A 17,660-nucleotide genomic window follows, 5' to 3' on the forward strand; every position below is an offset into this window, starting at 1 on the left:
AAAAATAAGTACAATGTAAATGAAACTCATTATCACCTGTAATAACAATGAAAATCATTATCAAGGAGGTCCATATGGAATATTATAATCGAGAAAGTTTATCATTAAATGAGAAAATTATTGAACACAAAGAATTAATTGCCGCCCTTTTTTCTGGTGTTATCATTCTACTAGCTTGGCGTATGGAAACAAATGAACAAGTAACAGCGGCAATTATTGCGTATCTTACTGCTTTTTTTATAGGTGGCTTTGCAAAAGCTAAAGAAGGTATTTTAGATACGATTGCAAATAAATCATTAAACGTTGAAATATTAATGATTTTAGCAGCTATTGGTTCGGCTATTATTGGCTATTGGACGGAAGGTGCTATCTTAATATTCATTTTTGCTGTAAGTGGCGCACTCGAAACGTATGCTATGAATAAAAGCCACCGTGAAATTTCTGCCTTAATGGAATTACAGCCTGAAGAAGCTTGGTTAGTACGTGGTGGATTTGAACCAATCAAAATTGCTGTAAGTGAGTTAAAAGTAAATGATCATATTTTAGTAAAACCTGGGGAGCGTATTCCTGCTGATGGTAATATAGTCAAAGGTGTTTCCACAGTTGATGAAGCAGCCATTACTGGTGAGTCTATGCCTATTACGAAAAATATTGATGATGAGGTTTTTGCAGGTACTGTTAATTTAAATGGTGTTTTAACACTCCGTGTGACAAAACCTAGTACCGATACATTATTTCAAAAGATTATTACACTCGTGCAATCTGCGCAAAGTGAAAAATCACCTTCTCAGCAATTTATTGAACGATTTGAAGGGCCTTATGTGAAAGGTGTCTTAATCGTCGTTGCATTGATGATGTTTGTTCCCTACTATTTACTTGATTGGGATTGGACAACAACATTCTACCGCGCCATGGTATTACTTGTCGTTGCATCGCCATGCGCGCTCGTTGCAGCCGTTATGCCAGCAACATTATCAGCGATATCAAATGGTGCAAAAAGCGGAATTTTAGTAAAAGGTGGCGTGCATTTTGAACATTTAAGCGTTCTTCGCGTCCTTGCCGTTGATAAAACAGGTACATTAACACAAGGTACTCCCGTTGTAACTGATTTTATCGTTCGTGAAAATTTAAATAAAGAAGATACATTGGGAATTATTGCGGCCATTGAAGCACAATCAAATCACCCCCTTGCACAAGCAATTATACGCTACGCAAAGGCACAAAATGTATCAGCGATTCAAAATATTTTAATCGAAGACATTCCTGGATACGGAATTAAAGCAACCATTGAAAATCAACATTATTCAATTGGGAAACCTGACTTTGTCGGAAGTGAGTTAGCAGGCGCCTTTGCAAATGGTGCATTAAGCCAATTAGGTACTGAGGGCAAAACAGTCGTATTTTTAAAAGACGAAAAAGGAATTGCAGCTCTGATTGCTATGCAGGACGTTGTACGTGAAGAAGCCAAATTAGCCGTTGCTCAATTACAAGAACTCGGTATCGATGTGATGATGCTTACCGGTGATAATGAAACGACTGCAAAAGCAATTGCAAAAGAAGCGGGCGTTACAAACTATGTAGCTGAATGCTTACCAGAAACAAAGGTAGCGCATATTAAAGAATACAAATCATCTTATGAACATGTAGGAATGGTTGGAGACGGTATTAATGACGCCCCTGCTCTAGCAACGGCTTCTGTCGGCATTGCAATGGGCGGTGGTACAGATGTCGCTTTAGAGACAGCCGATGTGGTCTTAATTAAAAATGACCTTTCGAAAATTGCATACGCTGTAAAACTATCACGCAAAATGCAACGAATCATAAAACAAAATATCATTTTCTCTTTATCGGTCATTGCACTATTAATCATTTCTAACTTTCTCCAAGTAATGAACTTACCACTTGGTGTCATCGGACATGAAGGCAGTACCATTTTAGTTATATTAAACGGGTTACGTTTATTGAGTAAAAACGTTTAACTTACTTCAGCAATACAAAAAACACGTAGATTCAAAATTCTACGTGTTTTTTCATAGTCAAAATACTGGAGATTTACTTTCCTTTTGCATCTTTTTTTGCAATTTGCCGCTTTTGAACTGTGGCGTTTAATAGTCCACCAGATATTAAAACCATTCCTGTAAAGTACAGCCATAGCATTAAAATGATGACCCCACCTATACTGCCATAGGTCGTGCTGTAATTTCCAAAATTACTAATGTAAAATGAGAAGCCATAAGTAAATATTAGCCAGCCACCTGTTGCGAAAATAGCTCCTGGAAATACACTAATAATCGTCAATCTTGGGTCGGTATTCGGAACAATCCAGTACATCAACGTTAAGACAATACTAATTAATGCTAGTGGCATAACCCAGCGTATGAAATTCCAAACACCTTCAAATGTTTCGGTCACACCTAAATAGCCAAATACGATGTTACCAATTTGCTGTCCGAAAATCGGAAGTACGAGCGCTAATAAAATGACGGCTACTAATGAAATGGTAAATATTAAAGACCATAATCGGTTTTTAAAACTGACTATCCCCTCGACATTATAAGCGCGGTTCAACGCTTTCAACAACGCGTCTACTCCTTTCGAAGCCGACCAAATTGTACCTAAAATACCGATGGATAATAATCCGCCATTTTGATTATTTAACACATCTACTAACGTGCCTTCAATAAAGCCATATACTTCAGCTGGCATAATATTATCCAAAAAATCAAACACTTGACCTTGCTCTAAATTCAAATAAGGTAATAATGTCACCATAAATATAAGCATTGGAAAGAATGATAACAAAAAGAAAAAGGCTAATTGAGCACCCATTCCGCTCATATCACTTCTCTGTATTCGATATAATAAATCTTGTATAAAGCCCTTTGTCGTTAACATATTAATTGATGCGGGATCTGGTGATACATAGGATTTCACAAGAGCCAATTTGTCTTTGAAGGTTCCTTTTTCATTCATGCAGCCACCACCTTTAAGAGGATATTAGCCTTGCTGATCATCCTTTTTGGAAAATGCTTGAATTGTCTCTGAAACTAAGCTTTGAATTGTACTTGGTAATGTTTTTAGCTCATTGGGATCTTGTCCTTGCAATAAGGTTTGTACATTATTATTTACTGAACTATATAAAGTTTGCGCTTGTTGAACTTTTGATTCCACTAATCCCATTAATTCTTCTCGATTTTCAGCATAATAGGTTACCGTATCTTTTACTTTTTTAGATGTTTCTACAGTATGCTGACGCGTTCCCTTATCCAACATACTAATCGCTGCCCCAACTAACGCTCCAACTACAACGAACGGTAGTAATTTACTTTTACCCATAATTTCTCCTCCTAGTATCCACTTTCTATAATTTACATAACTTCCCCTAAAACTACATCTATTTTCATTTTAACTAAATTTCCATCTTATTGAAAGTGAAGCACTCACTAATATGTTGACAAGTTGTTAGCAAAATGAAATGATATTTCTGTATACATTGAAAGGTAGGGCACATGATTATGGAATTATCAAAACCAACACAAGAAAATGTCATTTTTATGATAGAACAAATTAAAGAAAAACTTCGTATGGTAAACGTTGATGCAATGCAATCAGATCAATTTAACTCTGAAAAATACGAGGATTTATTATATTTATTCGAAATGGTTATGAAACGCGAATCATTCAGCCCAAGTGAAATGAATGCCATCGTATTAGAGCTAGGTAATCTTCGCAAATAAAGTATTTGAAAAAGAAGCCTATCACATACAGTGATAAGCTTCTTTTCATGTTTCCTCGACAATATTCCCCAGGAAATTCTATTACGCCTCGGCGTAATTGCGTCCAGATTTTTTCGAGTGCGCTCGAAAACCTCCCCTTAAAAATCTGTGACATCCGCCAGGGCAATAACTTGATTCAGTCGGGGTTTGAACCTCTACTGAATAAAATTGCATATTTAGAATTCATACCAAACTTTTAAAAGTAAGGGACTTCTGCTGAAACAAGTTTATTTACTTTTGTAGTTCTACAGCGATTTTTGCGCCAACACGTGCGTTATTTTTTACTAATGCAATGTTCGCCTCTAATGATTTTCCTTGTGTTAGTTCTTTAACTTTCCCTAATAGGAATGGTGTAACATCTTTCCCTGCAATCCCTTGTTTTTCCGCTTCTGCTAATGCATTTTCGACAATTTCATTAATAAAGCTTGCTTCGATAGAATCTTCTACTGGAATTGGGTTAGCTACTAATGCCCCACCACGTAATCCTAAATCCCATTTTGCGCGTAAAATTGCAGCTGTTTCTTCTGGAGAATCTGAACGGAAGTTAACGTCAAATTCACTTTCACTTGTGTAGAAGGCTGGCAATTTATCTGTACCGTAGCCGATTACAGGTACACCTTTTGTTTCTAAGTATTCTAATGTTAATCCGATATCTAAAATAGATTTTGCACCTGCACAAACAACCGCTACATTTGTCATAGCTAATTCTTCTAGGTCTGCTGAAATATCCATTGTCGTTTCTGCACCACGGTGTACACCACCGATACCACCTGTTACGAATAATTCAATTCCTGCTAATTCAGCGCAAATCATTGTTGCTGCTACTGTTGTGGCACCAATTTTTTTTGTTGCTAATAAATAGCCGATATCACGACGTGATGCTTTTGCAACGCCTTGTGCATTACCGAACATTTCTAATTCCTCGTCCGATAATCCGATTTTAATTTTCCCATCGATAATTGCAATTGTTGCTGGCACAGCGCCACCATCACGAATAATTTGTTCTACTTCACGAGCTGTTTTCACATTTTGTGGGTATGGCATACCATGCGAAATTATTGTAGATTCCAATGCAATAATTGGTAACCCTTTTTCTTTTGCCTCTAAAACTTCTTGTGAATATGATAAGTATTGTTCCATTATAATTCCCTCCATTGATTTAATGCTTCATTTGTTAAATCGGGTCTTACTGTTTTTTCAGACTGTAATGTTTTTGATGCACTGACCAATCCTAGCTGAATCGCTACATCAAAATCTTCCTCATTAATAACACCGTGTAAAAATGCACTAACAAATGCATCCCCAGCACCTGTTACATCGACAATATCTGTAGTCTTTACGGCTTTGAAATATTGAATCTTTTCTTTATTCCCAGCCAATACACCGTTTTTCCCAAGCGTTAATATAACCGATTTTGCACCCATTTGTATTAACTGTCGAACTGCCGCTTCATAATGTTCCATATTTTCAAGTTTTACTTGTAAATACGTCTCGGCTTCATCACGATTACAAATGAAGTAACTTACACCAACTAAATTATCTGGCATATGGTTCATCTTAGGCGATGATACTGGCACGATGACAAACGGAATATTCCGCTGTCTTGCTAAATCCTTCGTGTATTGAACTGTCTCTGCCGGGCAATTTAAGTCAATAATAATACAACTCGCATTTTGCAATGTTGCTTCATGTTTTTCAAGCACAGTCGGCAATAATTTTTTATAAATCGACATATTGGCCATTGCAACAACTAGCTCACCATTATTATCTAGTACTGCTGTATAGGAGCCTGTTTTTTCATCTTGTAGCTTTTCTACAAGTTCAAAACTAACAAATGCTTCGCTAGATTTTTTAAGAAGCTCACCATCATGATCATCACCAAGTGTTGTCAATAATGAAACTTGATTGCCTAGTCGACCCAAATTTTCTGCAATATTACGTGCAACCCCACCAACACTTTCACCAACCGTCGCTGGATTGGACGTTCCTAATTGAACATCCTTTTCAATCGAAAATTTCCGATCCACATTTGCCCCGCCGATAGCTACAATTTGATTCTTTTCGGGTAGTACGTAAGCTCGTCCAATAATTTCCCCTCTTTTTATTAAAGAAGAAATCATATTCGCTAATGCTGGTCGAGACATACCTAATTGCTGTGACATTTCTTGCTGTGATAAATATGGATTTTTTTTAATCAGTTGGAAGACTAATTTTTCTTTTTCATTCATAGTCTCACCTCCTAACAGGAACTTTTGTTTAAATTATAAACTTTTGTTTGATGGATGTCAAAATTTTTTTCATGCAATTTCATTAAAACCTCCTAATTGTTGACCAGTATTATATTGTTTCCTCTAATTAATAGCTTTATAACTACAAAAAAAGTGCTATTTTGAATTGAACAAAATAGCACTTCTTATTCGATAAATTACACCTCGGCTAACTCTTGTCCAGATTTTTTTCGAGCAAGCTCGAAAAAAATCTGTAACATCCGCAGTGGGCATTGGACCAACACGATGTTGGTCAGTCAGTCGTTGCCGTACGACGCGGCGCACTTAGCCTTAGTTCCCCTATTCAGCCGGAGTTTGAACCCCCACTGAATCAAGGTCATACTTGGGCATTCATCCCCCACTTATAGAAGTGGGAAACTTTTGCTGAAACAAGTTATTCTACAATTACTTGTCCTTCTTCATTCACACGAGGTTGGACAAGTACCTCTACTCGGCGGTTTTTTGCACGGCCTTCTTCTGTATCGTTTGTAGCGATCGGTTTATATTCGCCGTAACCTTTTACGCTGAAATAATTTGCATCCAGCTCTTCATTGCCACTTACTAATATTTTCATAAAGTTTACCGCACGTAATACAGACAATTCCCAGTTTGATTCAAATTCATTAGTTTGAATTGGCACATTGTCTGTGTGACCTGTTACAACCACATTACGTGGTGGATCAAACATTATAATTTGCGATAATTCAGTTGCAATTGCCATATATTCGTCTTTTACTTCTGCTTTACCCATATCAAAAAGAACACTGTCACGGATTGTTATTAGTAATCCTTCATCCGTCATTTGTGTTTCAAATAACTTCTCTAGTTCATTCACCGCAATAAACTCATCCATTCGCTCCTGAACCTCTTGTAAAGCCTTTTGATCTTCCAAATATTTCGTTGCACCCGATTGAACATCAGGCGCTAAGCTATCTGGCGTTTGAATAACTGCAGGGTAATCTAAAACACTAGAGCCACTACTGAACACGTCATTAAATACAGCAGACATCTGTTCCAATTTCTTTTCATCAACTGTACTTGAAGCAAATAATACAATAAATAGGGCTAGAAGTAATGTTAAAATATCGGCGTATGGTACTAGCCATGATTCGTCAACATGTTCTTCATGTTTTTTATGCTTTTTATGCCTCTTTGCCAAGGCCATTCGCCCCGCTTTCCGTAATTTGCTTACGCTCTTCCATTGGTAAATATGAAGCTAGTTTTTGCTCAATCACACGAGGTGCTTCACCTTCTAAAACAGATAAAATCCCTTCAACCATCATGCGTTTTTGCTTTACTTCCATTGCGGATTTACGTTTTAACTTATTTGCAAATGGATGCCATAATACATAACCAGTAAAAATACCTAATAACGTTGCTACGAAGGCTGCTGAAATAGCAACACCTAGCTTATCAATGTCAGACATATCTTTTAACGCTGCGATAAGTCCTACAACTGCACCAAGTACCCCTAGTGTCGGAGCATATGTACCTGCCTGTGTGAAAATAGCAGCACCACTAGTATGACGATCTTCCATTGCCTCTACCTCTTCGGTTAATACATCACGAATGTAGTCCGCATTTTGACCATCAATAGCTAATGTTAAACCATTCTTTAAGAAGGGATCTTCTACTTCTGATGCTTTACTTTCTAAAGCTAATAACCCTTCACGGCGAGCTAAGTCCGCCCATTGAGAAAACATTTTAATCAATTCAATGTCACTCACCAATTTTTTTTCTGTAAATAAAATTTTAAAAAGACTCGGAATTCGTTTTAGTTCCTTCATTGGGAATGCGATTGTTACTGCAGCAATTGTACCAAAAATGATAATTAAAATAGCGGCAGGGTTTAACAATGCATCCGGTGTAACACCTTTTAAGAACATTCCCAGTAGCAGTGCAAAAAATGCTAGAATTATCCCAACAAGTGATGAAATATCCATATGTAGTTCCTCCAATTACTTTGTCTGTTTATTACTTCGGTCTATTTAACTTTTTATTTACTTCCTATACACTAGTATATAGGCAATTATTGTTTTTTTCGATGCAATAATACATTTTTCTCTGTATTTTGCTATTTTTGATTACATTGTATCAAAATTGCCAAAATTTATAGAAAACAAATTGGAGGAATGATTCAAATGGACTTAGACTTTCAGAGAAATTTAAAAAATTACGCGGAATTAGCAGTAAAAATAGGAGTTAATATTCAACCGAATCAGTATTTATATATTGCTGCTTCTATTGATTCTGCTCCATTTGTACAAATTGTTACAAAATTGGCCTATGAAAATGGTGCCAAACAAGTTTTTGTTGATTACACTGATGATCAAATTGCTCGTCTTCGTTACGAATTAGCTCCCGACGATTCTTTTGACTTCTTCCCTCCTTGGAAAATACAAGAGCGTGAGTGGTTAGCAGAACAAGGGGCAGCATTTATGAATATCGTTTCACAAAGCCCTGATTTACTAGCTGGCATCGATTCAAAACGCATTGCCACATTCCAAAAGGCTTCAGGTATTGCTTTAAACAAGTATCGACAATATGTGCAATCCGATAAAATTAGTTGGACGGTTATTGCAGCACCATCTAAACAATGGGCAGCAAAAGTTTTCCCTGAATTAGCTGAAAATCAACAAGTAGATGCACTTTGGGATGCTATTTTTAAAGCGACGCGTGCCAACTTAGAAAATCCAATCGGCGCTTGGGCACAACATAATGATACGCTTCATGAAAAAGTGGATTATTTAAATGAGAAAAATTACGCAAAACTACACTATACTGCTCCAGGGACGGATTTAACAATCGCGCTTCCAAAAGGACATTTATGGTGTGGTGCAGGTAGTGTCAATGAAAAGGGCGAACAATTCATGGCCAATATACCGACAGAAGAAGTGTTTACAACGCCTCAGAAAGATGGTGTGAATGGCTTTGTTTCAAGTACTAAACCATTAAGCTATGGCGGCAATATTATCGACAACTTTAAACTTACATTTGAAAACGGGCGTATTGTAAATGTAGAAGCAGAACAAGGTGAAGAGGTATTAAAAAATCTTGTTGCAACAGATGAAGGCTCTCATTATTTAGGGGAAGTGGCACTCGTTCCATTCCAATCACCGATTTCTCAATCGAATGTATTATTTTACAATACACTATTTGATGAAAATGCGTCGAACCACTTAGCAATCGGTAGTGCTTATGCATTTTGCTTAAAGGGCGGCAAAACAATGTCACGTGAGGAATTATTAGAAAATGGACTAAATCAAAGTATTACACATGTAGACTTTATGATTGGTTCTGCTCACATGAACATTGACGGCATTACAGAAGACGGCAAGTTAGAACCAGTATTCCGAAATGGCAACTGGGCATTCTAACTTCTTTCAGCAGAATTCACTAGCTCAAGAGTTGGTGAGTTGAATATGGACTTTAAGTTACTTTTCAGTGGGTGTCCAAACAACCACTGAAATATTGGAACTTTGGTTAAGAACACCGCGTCCAGAGGCAGCGCCATAGTGATCAACTTCGTCTTGCCAAGCCTCTGGCGGATGTCACAGAATCTGTAAGGAGCTCTTTGTGCATGTACAAAGCCGATTCTGGACGCAATTATTCCAAGGCATAATTGTTCCAATAGACTTCAAGATGTTGCCATACTTTCATTGCATTCAATAAAAATTACACAAATTCCCCTACATTGTTCCAAATAATTAGGGTATAATTGGGTGTAATCATTCTTATTATTGAAGAGAAAGGAGTTTTCTACAATGTTTGATCACCATTATCCGTTATTATCTGATTACTATACAATAGTTCTTGGATTCTCAATCGTAGTTCTTATATTTATAGCTTTATTCATTCAATACTTACGAATGGGATTAAATTCGCATGATTCTGTATTAGTAGATACAAAAGCAGGCGCTTTTGCTCCAAATGAAAAAGCTAAAGATGGTCACCATCATTAATTTTTCGCAACCGCTTCTTATTTAGCGGTTGTTTTTTTATGCTCATTTTCCACATAAGTTTTCCCTATTTTTAAAGTGTTTACTATATTTAATGCACTTATTGTTTGAATTATCTAAATAAAATTATAAAATAATAAATGTAACGAAAGGGGTTTACAACATATGTCTTCATTAGATAATATTTTAGAATTCAATAAAAAATTTGTCACAGAAAAACAATATGAACCGTTTATTACTACGAAATATCCAGATAAAAAAATTGTTGTTTTATCATGCATGGATACTCGTTTAGTTGAATTATTACCGAAAGCAATGAATTTACGTAATGGTGATATGAAAATTGTCAAAAGTGCTGGGGCAATCGTTAATCATCCATTCGGTGGGATTATGCGAAGTTTACTTGTTGCAGTCTATGAATTACAAGCTGATGAAGTATATGTAATTGGACACTATGACTGCGGAATGAGTTCAGTCGATCCGAATGCAATGCTTGACCATATGCGTGAACGTGGTATTAAACAAGAAGTAATTGATATCATTAATTACTCTGGTGTAGATTTAGAACAGTGGTTGCGCGGCTTTGGCGATGTAACGACAAGCGTATTAAAAAGTGTAGATTTAGTAAGAAGCCACCCATTAATGCCAACTGGTATTCCAATTCACGGATTAGTCATTGATCCAGGTACTGGTAAGCTCGATTTAATTTCAGATGGTAGTAAATATTTAAAAAAATAATGGTTCAATGCTTATAAAGTACACATGACATTATTGTTTCCATAACAACAAAACAACCCCACCATTTTTGATCTTACATCAAAATGGTGGGGTTTATATTTGGAAAAGGAAAAAATATTCTTAACTAAGCAGTCACATCTCGTTTATTAAATACAATAAATGTAATGGCTAAGAAAATAACCGCATAAACAAAATTAACTGTAAGAGCTAATGATAAAGTTGTGTCCGGTATCATCGGTGTAGCGCCTGTAGCATATTGACTTAAATTCACATGCGTAATCCATACATATTTGATGAACTCATAACGGCTTAATAAAAAGACAACCATATTGCTCATGAATGAAATAAATAACGTCAAACCAATAGCAAGCGAGCTCGATTTAAAAATAGTCCCAATTAAAAAAGCAAAGAAAATGGACATAAAGAAGCTGCCAAATGATAAAAGGAATATCTCAAAATAACTTGACCAAACTTCCGTTTGTACTACTTCTCCATTAACAATTTCTAAAGGCGTTGACATCGCCGTCCCCCATAAAGTAGCACCAAGGATTGCAGACAAAATGATAGCTGATAAATAAAGTGTTAACCCGAAAATAATCGTCGTCACTAATTTTGATAATAAAATTTTCCACCTAGCGACAGGTCTCGTTAACAGCATTTTTATTGTACCTGTTGAAAATTCACTTGAAACAATTCCTGCTGCCACAGTTACGATAAAAATTGTAATAACCATTGACACCACTTCTAACGAACTTCTCATAAATGTATCCATTGTTGTTCCATTAGGTGCAATATTATGTTCAAGACGGTATTTTTCAATCATAATCGTTTCATAATAATAACTACCAGTAGACTCGTCCAAATCTTCTTCTTCAATTATTTTCTCAAAATCATTAATCACTTGTTGTGAATTTTGCTGCCAATTTTCAGCATTTGATTCATCATAATATTTCATGGCACCTGCTGGTACAATGACTAAAAGTAACATCAGTATAAGCATGACCCATGTACTTTTTTTCGACCATAATTTAACCCATTCATTAACGACTAATTTCATCGATTGCACCTCCACCTGTCATTTCAAGGAATTTATCCTCTAATGTTTTGTTATTCGGTTGAACTGCATAAATCTCTACTTCAACGGCTAACTTTTTTAATAATGCTGGTATTTGTTGCTTTTGAATTTCTACATTAAAGCCATTTTCATAGGCAGTTATTGTATAGCCATCAAGCAATTGTATTAATCTCTCTTTTGGCTCTGCTTCGATATAATACGTGCTTGATTCCGATTCATTAATTTCTTTAATGTCAATTAATACCCCATTTTGAATAATGGCAACACGGTCACACATCAGCTCAATTTCAGACAGTAGGTGACTAGAAACAACGATGGAAACCCCCTCTGTTTGTGCGATATGGCGTAAATGCATTCGAAATTCACGAATACCTGCTGGGTCTAAACCATTTGTCGGTTCATCCAAAATTAAAAACTTTGGTCGATGTAATAGTGCCTGCGCTAACCCTAAACGTTGACGCATCCCTAACGAGTACGTGCTTACTTTTTCATGAATTCTTTTTTCTAACCCCACTTGACGAATCACTTCATCAATTCGTCCTTTTGTCACTCCTGCATGCATGCGCGCAAAATGTTGTAGGTTTTTATAGCCACTCATAAATTTATACATTTCCGGATTTTCGACAATTACACCTACCTTATTAATGGCAGTTTCGTAATTTTTAGCTAATGACTTTCCATCAATGATTACTTCTCCGGCAGTTGGATGCATGAGTCCTGTCATCATACGAATCGTCGTCGTTTTCCCCGCGCCATTTGGTCCTAACAAGCCTGTAATCTGACCAGGAAAGAAATCAATACTCAAATCCTTAATAATGCGTTTATTTTTAATCGTTTTTGACAAATTTTTCACTTGCACGACTGGTTGTACCAAATATGTCACCCTCTTCTCCTAAATAGTAATTTCCGAAAGATTAAGATTTACCACCCCGACTTCGGATTTATTTACACAATACATTACCAACCCCAACATTTGGTAATATACCAAAATAAAACAACCCTCATTAATCTACGAATTAGAGTAACAAAGGTTGCATTATTTTATTTTTTTTTATATTCCTGCTGGAGCATCGCATACATAAAGTGATCCTCCCATTTCCCATTAATAAATAGTAACTCCCTTAGCAACCCTTCCTGTATAAAGCCTGCTTTTTCTAATACACGGACAGATGCTAAGTTTTGTGGAGAAACATATGCCTCCACGCGATGTAGATTAATTGTTTGAAAAGCAAACCTTAACAACAGATTCACTGCCTCTGTCGCAATTCCTTTGCCGATAAAATCTTTATCCATCGAATAGCCGATAAAGCCACTTGAATACGGCAAACGTTTAATTGCATACAGCGAAATATGACCAATCAGTTGCTGTGAATTTAAATCATATATTCCGAATGAAAACTCTCTATTCGCTTGCAAAAGTTGTATACTTTCTAAAATTTTATTATACTGTGTTACCTCTGTATAATATTCATCTCGATGTAGTGGCTCATAAATCGACCAAAAAAACTTATTATCTGAAAGCAATTTAGCAAGTGCTTTTGCATCTGATTCAATAAAGGTACGCAATAAACACTGCTGTCCAACAAGTCGAACCATTGGATCACCTTTCTTTTGAAATAAATTAAGCAAACTTTTCATCACAATTCACCTACGTATTCACCATTTTAACGTGCTCCAGCAAAATTCCCCCACTTATTAATTGGGTATAAATGCCAAATATACACTGAATTCAGTGGGGTTCCCCCCGGCGGATATCACAGATTTTTAAGGGGAGCTTTTGGAGCATGCTCGAAAAAAATCTGGACGCAATTACGCCGAGGCGTAATTGATAGGAGGGAATTACTATTTAGCTTTTTTCTTTTTTTTGAGTTGCTTTGCTTCCTTTGATTTTACAGGTAATTCAATAGCAGCAGCGGCTTCTTCCTCAGCCGCTTGTGTTTCAAATACATTCGTCAACTGCAAACCTCTGCGTGTAGCTTCTTTTTCAATATGTGCAATGACTTCTTTTAACACTTGAATACGGGCATGTAATTTATTATTTCCAGAAATTAAATGCCATGGCGCATTTTCTGTATCGGTCTTTGCAAACATTTCATCTGCTGCTTCCCCATATAAATCGAACTTTTCCCTGTTCCGCCAATCTTCATCTGTTAATTTCCATGATTTATATGGATTTTCTGCACGATCATTGAAGCGCTTTAGCTGCTCATCTGAATCAATGTGAATCCAAAATTTCATCACGATATAATCACCATCTGTTAATTGTGCTTCAAAACTATTTATTTCTTTATAAGCACGTTTCCATTCATGTTCAGCTGCAAATTTTTCAATACGTTCAACTAATACGCGGCCATACCAAGAGCGGTCAAAAATTGCTATTTGCCCATGCTGTGGCAATTTACGCCAGAAACGATGCATATAATGGTAACGAAGTTCATGTGGCTGTGGCGCCGAAATTGGGTGGACGATTAAACCACGAGGATCGATGCGCTCTGTTAGACGTTTAATCGCGCCCCCCTTCCCCGCTGCATCCATCCCTTCAAATGCTAAAATTAATCCGATTTTATTATTAAATAAAAATTGTTGCGCATTTAACATTTCGTATTGTAGAACTTTCAACTTTTTCTTGTACATTTTTTTATCTACTTCTAAAGACAAATCTAAGTTCTTTAACTGCTTCATCAATTTCATCCTCTCCTAGATCAGCTACTATTAGTTTACTTGAAATTATCTGGATTTGGTAATTTTTGTTCGTTTGTGCTATTTTGCACTTATTTTTTTGGGAAGGAGGAAATAAAGAATACCTTCTGCAGATACAAACTTTCTAATATAGTGGGTAGCGGTGGATTTTTAATTAGATTTTCATTCCAATTTAAAGCAGCATTCTAACTTTTTAAGCTATAGTGCAGATGGAATAAAAAATTTTACGCTTCACCAAATCCTTCCTGTAAAGAACATGTAGCGACAGAAATAAAACCTGGGAATGAGAACGCGAGCATTTATTGTAAGAACAAATTTTGGTGTTAAGTCACTATTCTTCTTGCCAATTTATGCTTTTAGCTTTTCAATTATTAATATTTTCAATGAGCAATTACCTTTAAGTGATTTCCCAAAAAATGATAAATTGCAAAAAAATCGTAACGACTTTAAATGCCGTTACGATTTTTATTAGTCTTCTAACATTGTTAAAATAATTGGTTTATCTTTTGTTACAATAATTGAATGCTCAATTTGGGCTACTAAAGATTTATCTGGTGTTACGAATGTCCAGCCGTCACCTGATTCTACAATGTGCTCTGCTTTTGCTGAAATGAATGGCTCTACAGCAAGTACCATTCCCTCTTTCATTATTGTCGTATCCCAAGCGTCGTAATAATTTAAAATATGGTTTGGTGCTTCATGTAAAGATTTACCTAAGCCGTGGCCTGTTAAGTTCATAATGACAGTTAAACCGTGATCACGCGCCTCACGCTCTACTGCCTTACCAATTTGATTTAATTTTGAACCAGCTTTTACTTTTGTCATCGCACGCTCAAGCGCTGACTTCGCTACTGCACATAACTTTTCTTTGTCCTCATAGCCTTCACCAACTACGAAAGAAATCCCCGTATCTGCAAAATAGCCGTTTAAAGATCCTGAAACGTCAATATTAACGATGTCACCTTCTTGGATTTTCTTTGAACCTGGAATACCATGTGCTACCTCATGATTGACACTAATACAAGTGTATCCTGGGAAATCATATTCTCCTTTTGGTCCTGAAATGGCTCCTGCTTCTGCAAACATGCGCCCTGCAATTTCATCCAATTCCTTCGTAGTAACACCCGGTACTGTCGCAAGCTTCATTGCCTCACGAATTTCCGCGCAAATACGACCAATCTTTTTAAACGCTTGGACTTCTTCTTTAGTTGTAACGATCATGTTAAACTTCCTTCCTCATAATAATGTCTACCCTACACTATATCATACTTAAAAAAAGTTGTAAGGGTTCAATTACTACAACTTGAAGAGTGGCTATTTTTCATCTCTATAAAAGCTGAACTAAAGAATTCCTTCTGCTAATGTAAGCTTTTTGTTATAAATTCTAATAAAGTTTGTGCTCGTTTAGGCTGGCTAAGCACATGAGGCGAACAGCTTTGTTGCACAAATCTGCACTACTCATCCGTGTGCTTTGTGCAAGGCCAGCCTCTGTGTAAGTTTGGCACACTGAACCTTTAGCATATTTTGCGCCGCTACCGTGGGAGGCGGCGGATTCTTAGTTAACTTCCATTCTAATTTTAAGCAGGTTTCATATGTGCAAGTTATATAATAATAAAAGGAGCATCCCATATTCGAGACACTCCTCCATCCTAAATTATTTAATTTATCAATTACTCCTCGATTAAAAGGATGTTTCCATGCTGACATTGCTCCATCAGTTTGACGTAGAACTTCCACCTATAGAAGCGGATGATTTCTGCTGTAGCGAGTTATATGTTTTTAATAATCGTGGTGCGGATGTGAATAATAATACTGCTATAACAGCTGTTAAAATCGTCGCCGGTAGCATGTACGAAGCATTATAAAGTATTGAATATTTCCAGACATTTTCATCACCAGCATATTCCTTAAAGAATACAACACCTGCTAAAAGGTGGGCACCGAATCGTAAAAATCCACCGATGAAAATTCCGATGACAATATAAGTCGTCATTTTCGCTTTGTTTAATGCTTGTGTTGCTTCAAGTAATGGTTTACGTACAACAGCAGCAACTCCTACCGCTGTAAAGGCAATGCCGTAATCAAGTAGTGCCTGCACCCAATGTACTATAAATGCACCGAATACCATTTGTAAAACCCCAATAATTAATCCTGTTGCTAAACCTGCTACTAAGCCCCAACGAATCGCCATTAATACGATGGGTAGCATGACAAAGCTGATGGATCCACCTTGTGCCCATAATTTAAATGAGTATTGGTCTAGTACTAGCCCGATGGCAGCAAAGATTGCAATTTCCACCATCATTAATAATTTCTTTTTGTCCATATCAAATCTCCTCCTTTTTTTCCGATGTAAAAAGTGAGAAGGAATAGAAAAAAACGACATCAGGACAGAGCCTGACTATCGTTTATTAGTCGGTTTCTATCCACATCCCTACGCAAGCGTTAACTTACAGGTTCAAAGAGTCAGTGCATTACGTGCACAATCTCAGCCAACAAATTCGGCACCCCTTGTGGTTACATCTTTTTAATTGTTTGAACTAATAAATTATATCCAATAATAGTAAAATTATCAATACCATTAGTTATAGTTCCTTATAAAAATGTAAAGGAGTTGAATGTTTTGGATAATTCAAAAGGTTTAAGTGCAATTGGCTATTTAAGTATCTTTTTTGCGCCATTCATTGTGCCATTACTAATATTTTTTGTGAGTAAAGACACCGCTATACGTTCACATGCAAAGCGCGCATTTATTTCACAATTAGTCCCATTCGTTTTGGGGATTCTATTTTTAGTTATCTTCGTTTCATCATCGCTTTTCGTATCAAATGCTTTCTCTTTTAATGAAAGTACCATTTTACTCACGATAATTATCTTTATTTTGTACTTACTTCTCACCTGTGCTATTGCTGTTTGGAATTTTGTACAAGCAATCAAAGTAATGCGTTAATATTAATAGGCTTTTTATTAATGGGTATACTAACTTTACTTCCGCTGAAAGAAATTAAAGGAGCGTTCCATTATGAAGCTAAAAAAATTAATAAAAACTGCAATCAAATTTGCGCCAATTATTTATCCAATCGTCAAAAAAATAATTGATAATAGGTCAAAATTAAAGGCTACAAACATGTCAAAAAGATAGCTT

General features: G+C 36.3%; 19 protein-coding genes and 1 riboswitch. Of the genes, 7 read left to right on the forward strand and 12 right to left on the reverse strand.

Going from position 1 to position 17,660, the window contains the following annotated elements; genetic code table 11:
• The first annotated feature begins 74 nt into the window (after nt 1-74).
• Nucleotides 75-1,979: a heavy metal translocating P-type ATPase gene (locus tag CSE16_RS18660; protein WP_099425265.1), complete on the forward strand. Its 1,905-nt coding sequence runs from the start codon at nt 75-77 to the stop codon at nt 1,977-1,979.
• Nucleotides 1,980-2,052: 73 nt separating this feature from the next.
• Here CSE16_RS18660 and CSE16_RS18665 read toward each other — a convergent pair whose 3' ends face one another.
• Together CSE16_RS18665 and CSE16_RS18670 are read right to left on the reverse strand one after the other, a co-directional pair.
• On the reverse strand, nt 2,053-2,973 hold the full coding sequence (locus CSE16_RS18665) for a YihY/virulence factor BrkB family protein (protein WP_099425266.1): 921 nt from the start codon (nt 2,971-2,973) through the stop codon (nt 2,053-2,055).
• Between the two features lie 24 nt (nt 2,974-2,997).
• Nucleotides 2,998-3,336 (reverse strand): YtxH domain-containing protein, encoded by a 339-nt coding sequence (locus CSE16_RS18670; RefSeq protein WP_099425267.1) that lies wholly within the window; start codon nt 3,334-3,336, stop codon nt 2,998-3,000.
• Nucleotides 3,337-3,515: 179 nt separating this feature from the next.
• Here CSE16_RS18670 and CSE16_RS18675 point away from each other — a divergent pair, with 179 nt between their 5' ends.
• Nucleotides 3,516-3,737 (forward strand): DUF1128 domain-containing protein, encoded by a 222-nt coding sequence (locus tag CSE16_RS18675; protein WP_099425882.1) that lies wholly within the window; start codon nt 3,516-3,518, stop codon nt 3,735-3,737.
• Between the two features lie 270 nt (nt 3,738-4,007).
• Here CSE16_RS18675 and CSE16_RS18680 read toward each other — a convergent pair whose 3' ends face one another.
• The 4 genes from CSE16_RS18680 to motA all read right to left on the reverse strand — a co-directional run bounded on the left by CSE16_RS18680 (nt 4,008) and on the right by motA (nt 7,986).
• Complete coding sequence (locus CSE16_RS18680) at nt 4,008-4,916, reverse strand: pseudouridine-5'-phosphate glycosidase (protein ID WP_099425268.1); 909 nt, start codon at nt 4,914-4,916, stop codon at nt 4,008-4,010.
• Nucleotides 4,916-6,004 (reverse strand): carbohydrate kinase, encoded by a 1,089-nt coding sequence (locus CSE16_RS18685; protein WP_099425269.1) that lies wholly within the window; start codon nt 6,002-6,004, stop codon nt 4,916-4,918. Before CSE16_RS18685 ends, CSE16_RS18680 begins: the two co-directional genes overlap by 1 nt.
• Nucleotides 6,005-6,437: 433 nt before the next feature.
• Nucleotides 6,438-7,202, reverse strand: a complete 765-nt coding sequence (motB, locus tag CSE16_RS18690; protein WP_099425270.1) for a flagellar motor protein MotB — start codon at nt 7,200-7,202, stop codon at nt 6,438-6,440.
• Entirely contained in the window at nt 7,186-7,986 is an 801-nt protein-coding gene (gene motA, locus CSE16_RS18695) for a flagellar motor stator protein MotA (protein WP_099425271.1), read from the reverse strand. The genes motB and motA overlap by 17 nt, the downstream gene beginning before the upstream one ends.
• A 198-nt stretch (nt 7,987-8,184) precedes the next feature.
• Here motA and CSE16_RS18700 point away from each other — a divergent pair, with 198 nt between their 5' ends.
• The 3 genes from CSE16_RS18700 (at nt 8,185) to CSE16_RS18710 (ending at nt 10,740) form a co-directional block, all read left to right on the forward strand.
• Nucleotides 8,185-9,420 (forward strand): aminopeptidase, encoded by a 1,236-nt coding sequence (locus tag CSE16_RS18700; RefSeq protein ID WP_099425272.1) that lies wholly within the window; start codon nt 8,185-8,187, stop codon nt 9,418-9,420.
• A 387-nt stretch (nt 9,421-9,807) separates the two neighbouring features.
• Entirely contained in the window at nt 9,808-10,005 is a 198-nt protein-coding gene (locus CSE16_RS18705; RefSeq protein WP_099425273.1) for a hypothetical protein, read from the forward strand.
• A gap of 162 nt (nt 10,006-10,167) precedes the next feature.
• Nucleotides 10,168-10,740 carry a beta-class carbonic anhydrase gene (locus tag CSE16_RS18710; protein WP_099425274.1) on the forward strand — a complete coding sequence of 191 codons (573 nt, stop codon included), beginning with the start codon at nt 10,168-10,170 and terminating at the stop codon, nt 10,738-10,740.
• A gap of 124 nt (nt 10,741-10,864) precedes the next feature.
• Here CSE16_RS18710 and CSE16_RS18715 read toward each other — a convergent pair whose 3' ends face one another.
• The 6 genes from CSE16_RS18715 to thiT form a co-directional block, all read right to left on the reverse strand.
• Complete coding sequence (locus CSE16_RS18715) at nt 10,865-11,797, reverse strand: ABC transporter permease (protein ID WP_099425275.1); 933 nt, start codon at nt 11,795-11,797, stop codon at nt 10,865-10,867.
• Nucleotides 11,781-12,689 (reverse strand): ABC transporter ATP-binding protein, encoded by a 909-nt coding sequence (locus tag CSE16_RS18720; protein ID WP_099425276.1) that lies wholly within the window; start codon nt 12,687-12,689, stop codon nt 11,781-11,783. The genes CSE16_RS18715 and CSE16_RS18720 overlap by 17 nt, the downstream gene beginning before the upstream one ends.
• A 167-nt stretch (nt 12,690-12,856) precedes the next feature.
• On the reverse strand, nt 12,857-13,411 hold the full coding sequence (locus CSE16_RS18725) for a GNAT family N-acetyltransferase (RefSeq protein WP_099425883.1): 555 nt from the start codon (nt 13,409-13,411) through the stop codon (nt 12,857-12,859).
• Nucleotides 13,412-13,657: 246 nt separating this feature from the next.
• On the reverse strand, nt 13,658-14,497 hold the full coding sequence (locus tag CSE16_RS18730) for a polyphosphate kinase (RefSeq protein ID WP_099425277.1): 840 nt from the start codon (nt 14,495-14,497) through the stop codon (nt 13,658-13,660).
• Between the two features lie 486 nt (nt 14,498-14,983).
• The gene (gene map, locus CSE16_RS18735) at nt 14,984-15,736 is read right to left on the reverse strand and encodes a type I methionyl aminopeptidase (protein WP_099425278.1); all 753 of its coding nucleotides are present in this window, start codon (nt 15,734-15,736) and stop codon (nt 14,984-14,986) included.
• A 493-nt stretch (nt 15,737-16,229) separates the two neighbouring features.
• Nucleotides 16,230-16,841: an energy-coupled thiamine transporter ThiT gene (gene thiT, locus CSE16_RS18745; RefSeq protein ID WP_099425280.1), complete on the reverse strand. Its 612-nt coding sequence runs from the start codon at nt 16,839-16,841 to the stop codon at nt 16,230-16,232.
• Between the two features lie 88 nt (nt 16,842-16,929).
• A riboswitch (TPP riboswitch) is annotated at nt 16,930-17,037 on the reverse strand.
• Between the two features lie 101 nt (nt 17,038-17,138).
• On the opposite strand from thiT, the gene CSE16_RS18750 reads away from it, so the two are divergent.
• Nucleotides 17,139-17,465: a magnetosome magnetite crystal formation protein family gene (locus CSE16_RS18750; protein ID WP_099425281.1), complete on the forward strand. Its 327-nt coding sequence runs from the start codon at nt 17,139-17,141 to the stop codon at nt 17,463-17,465.
• 72 nt (nt 17,466-17,537) lie between these two features.
• Nucleotides 17,538-17,657, forward strand: coding sequence for a hypothetical protein (locus CSE16_RS22270; RefSeq protein WP_371514510.1), 120 nt, complete (start codon nt 17,538-17,540; stop codon nt 17,655-17,657).
• Nucleotides 17,658-17,660 lie beyond the last annotated feature (3 nt).

The organism is Solibacillus sp. R5-41, from assembly GCF_002736105.1.
In the GTDB taxonomy this organism is placed as follows: Bacteria; Bacillota; Bacilli; order Bacillales_A; family Planococcaceae; genus Solibacillus.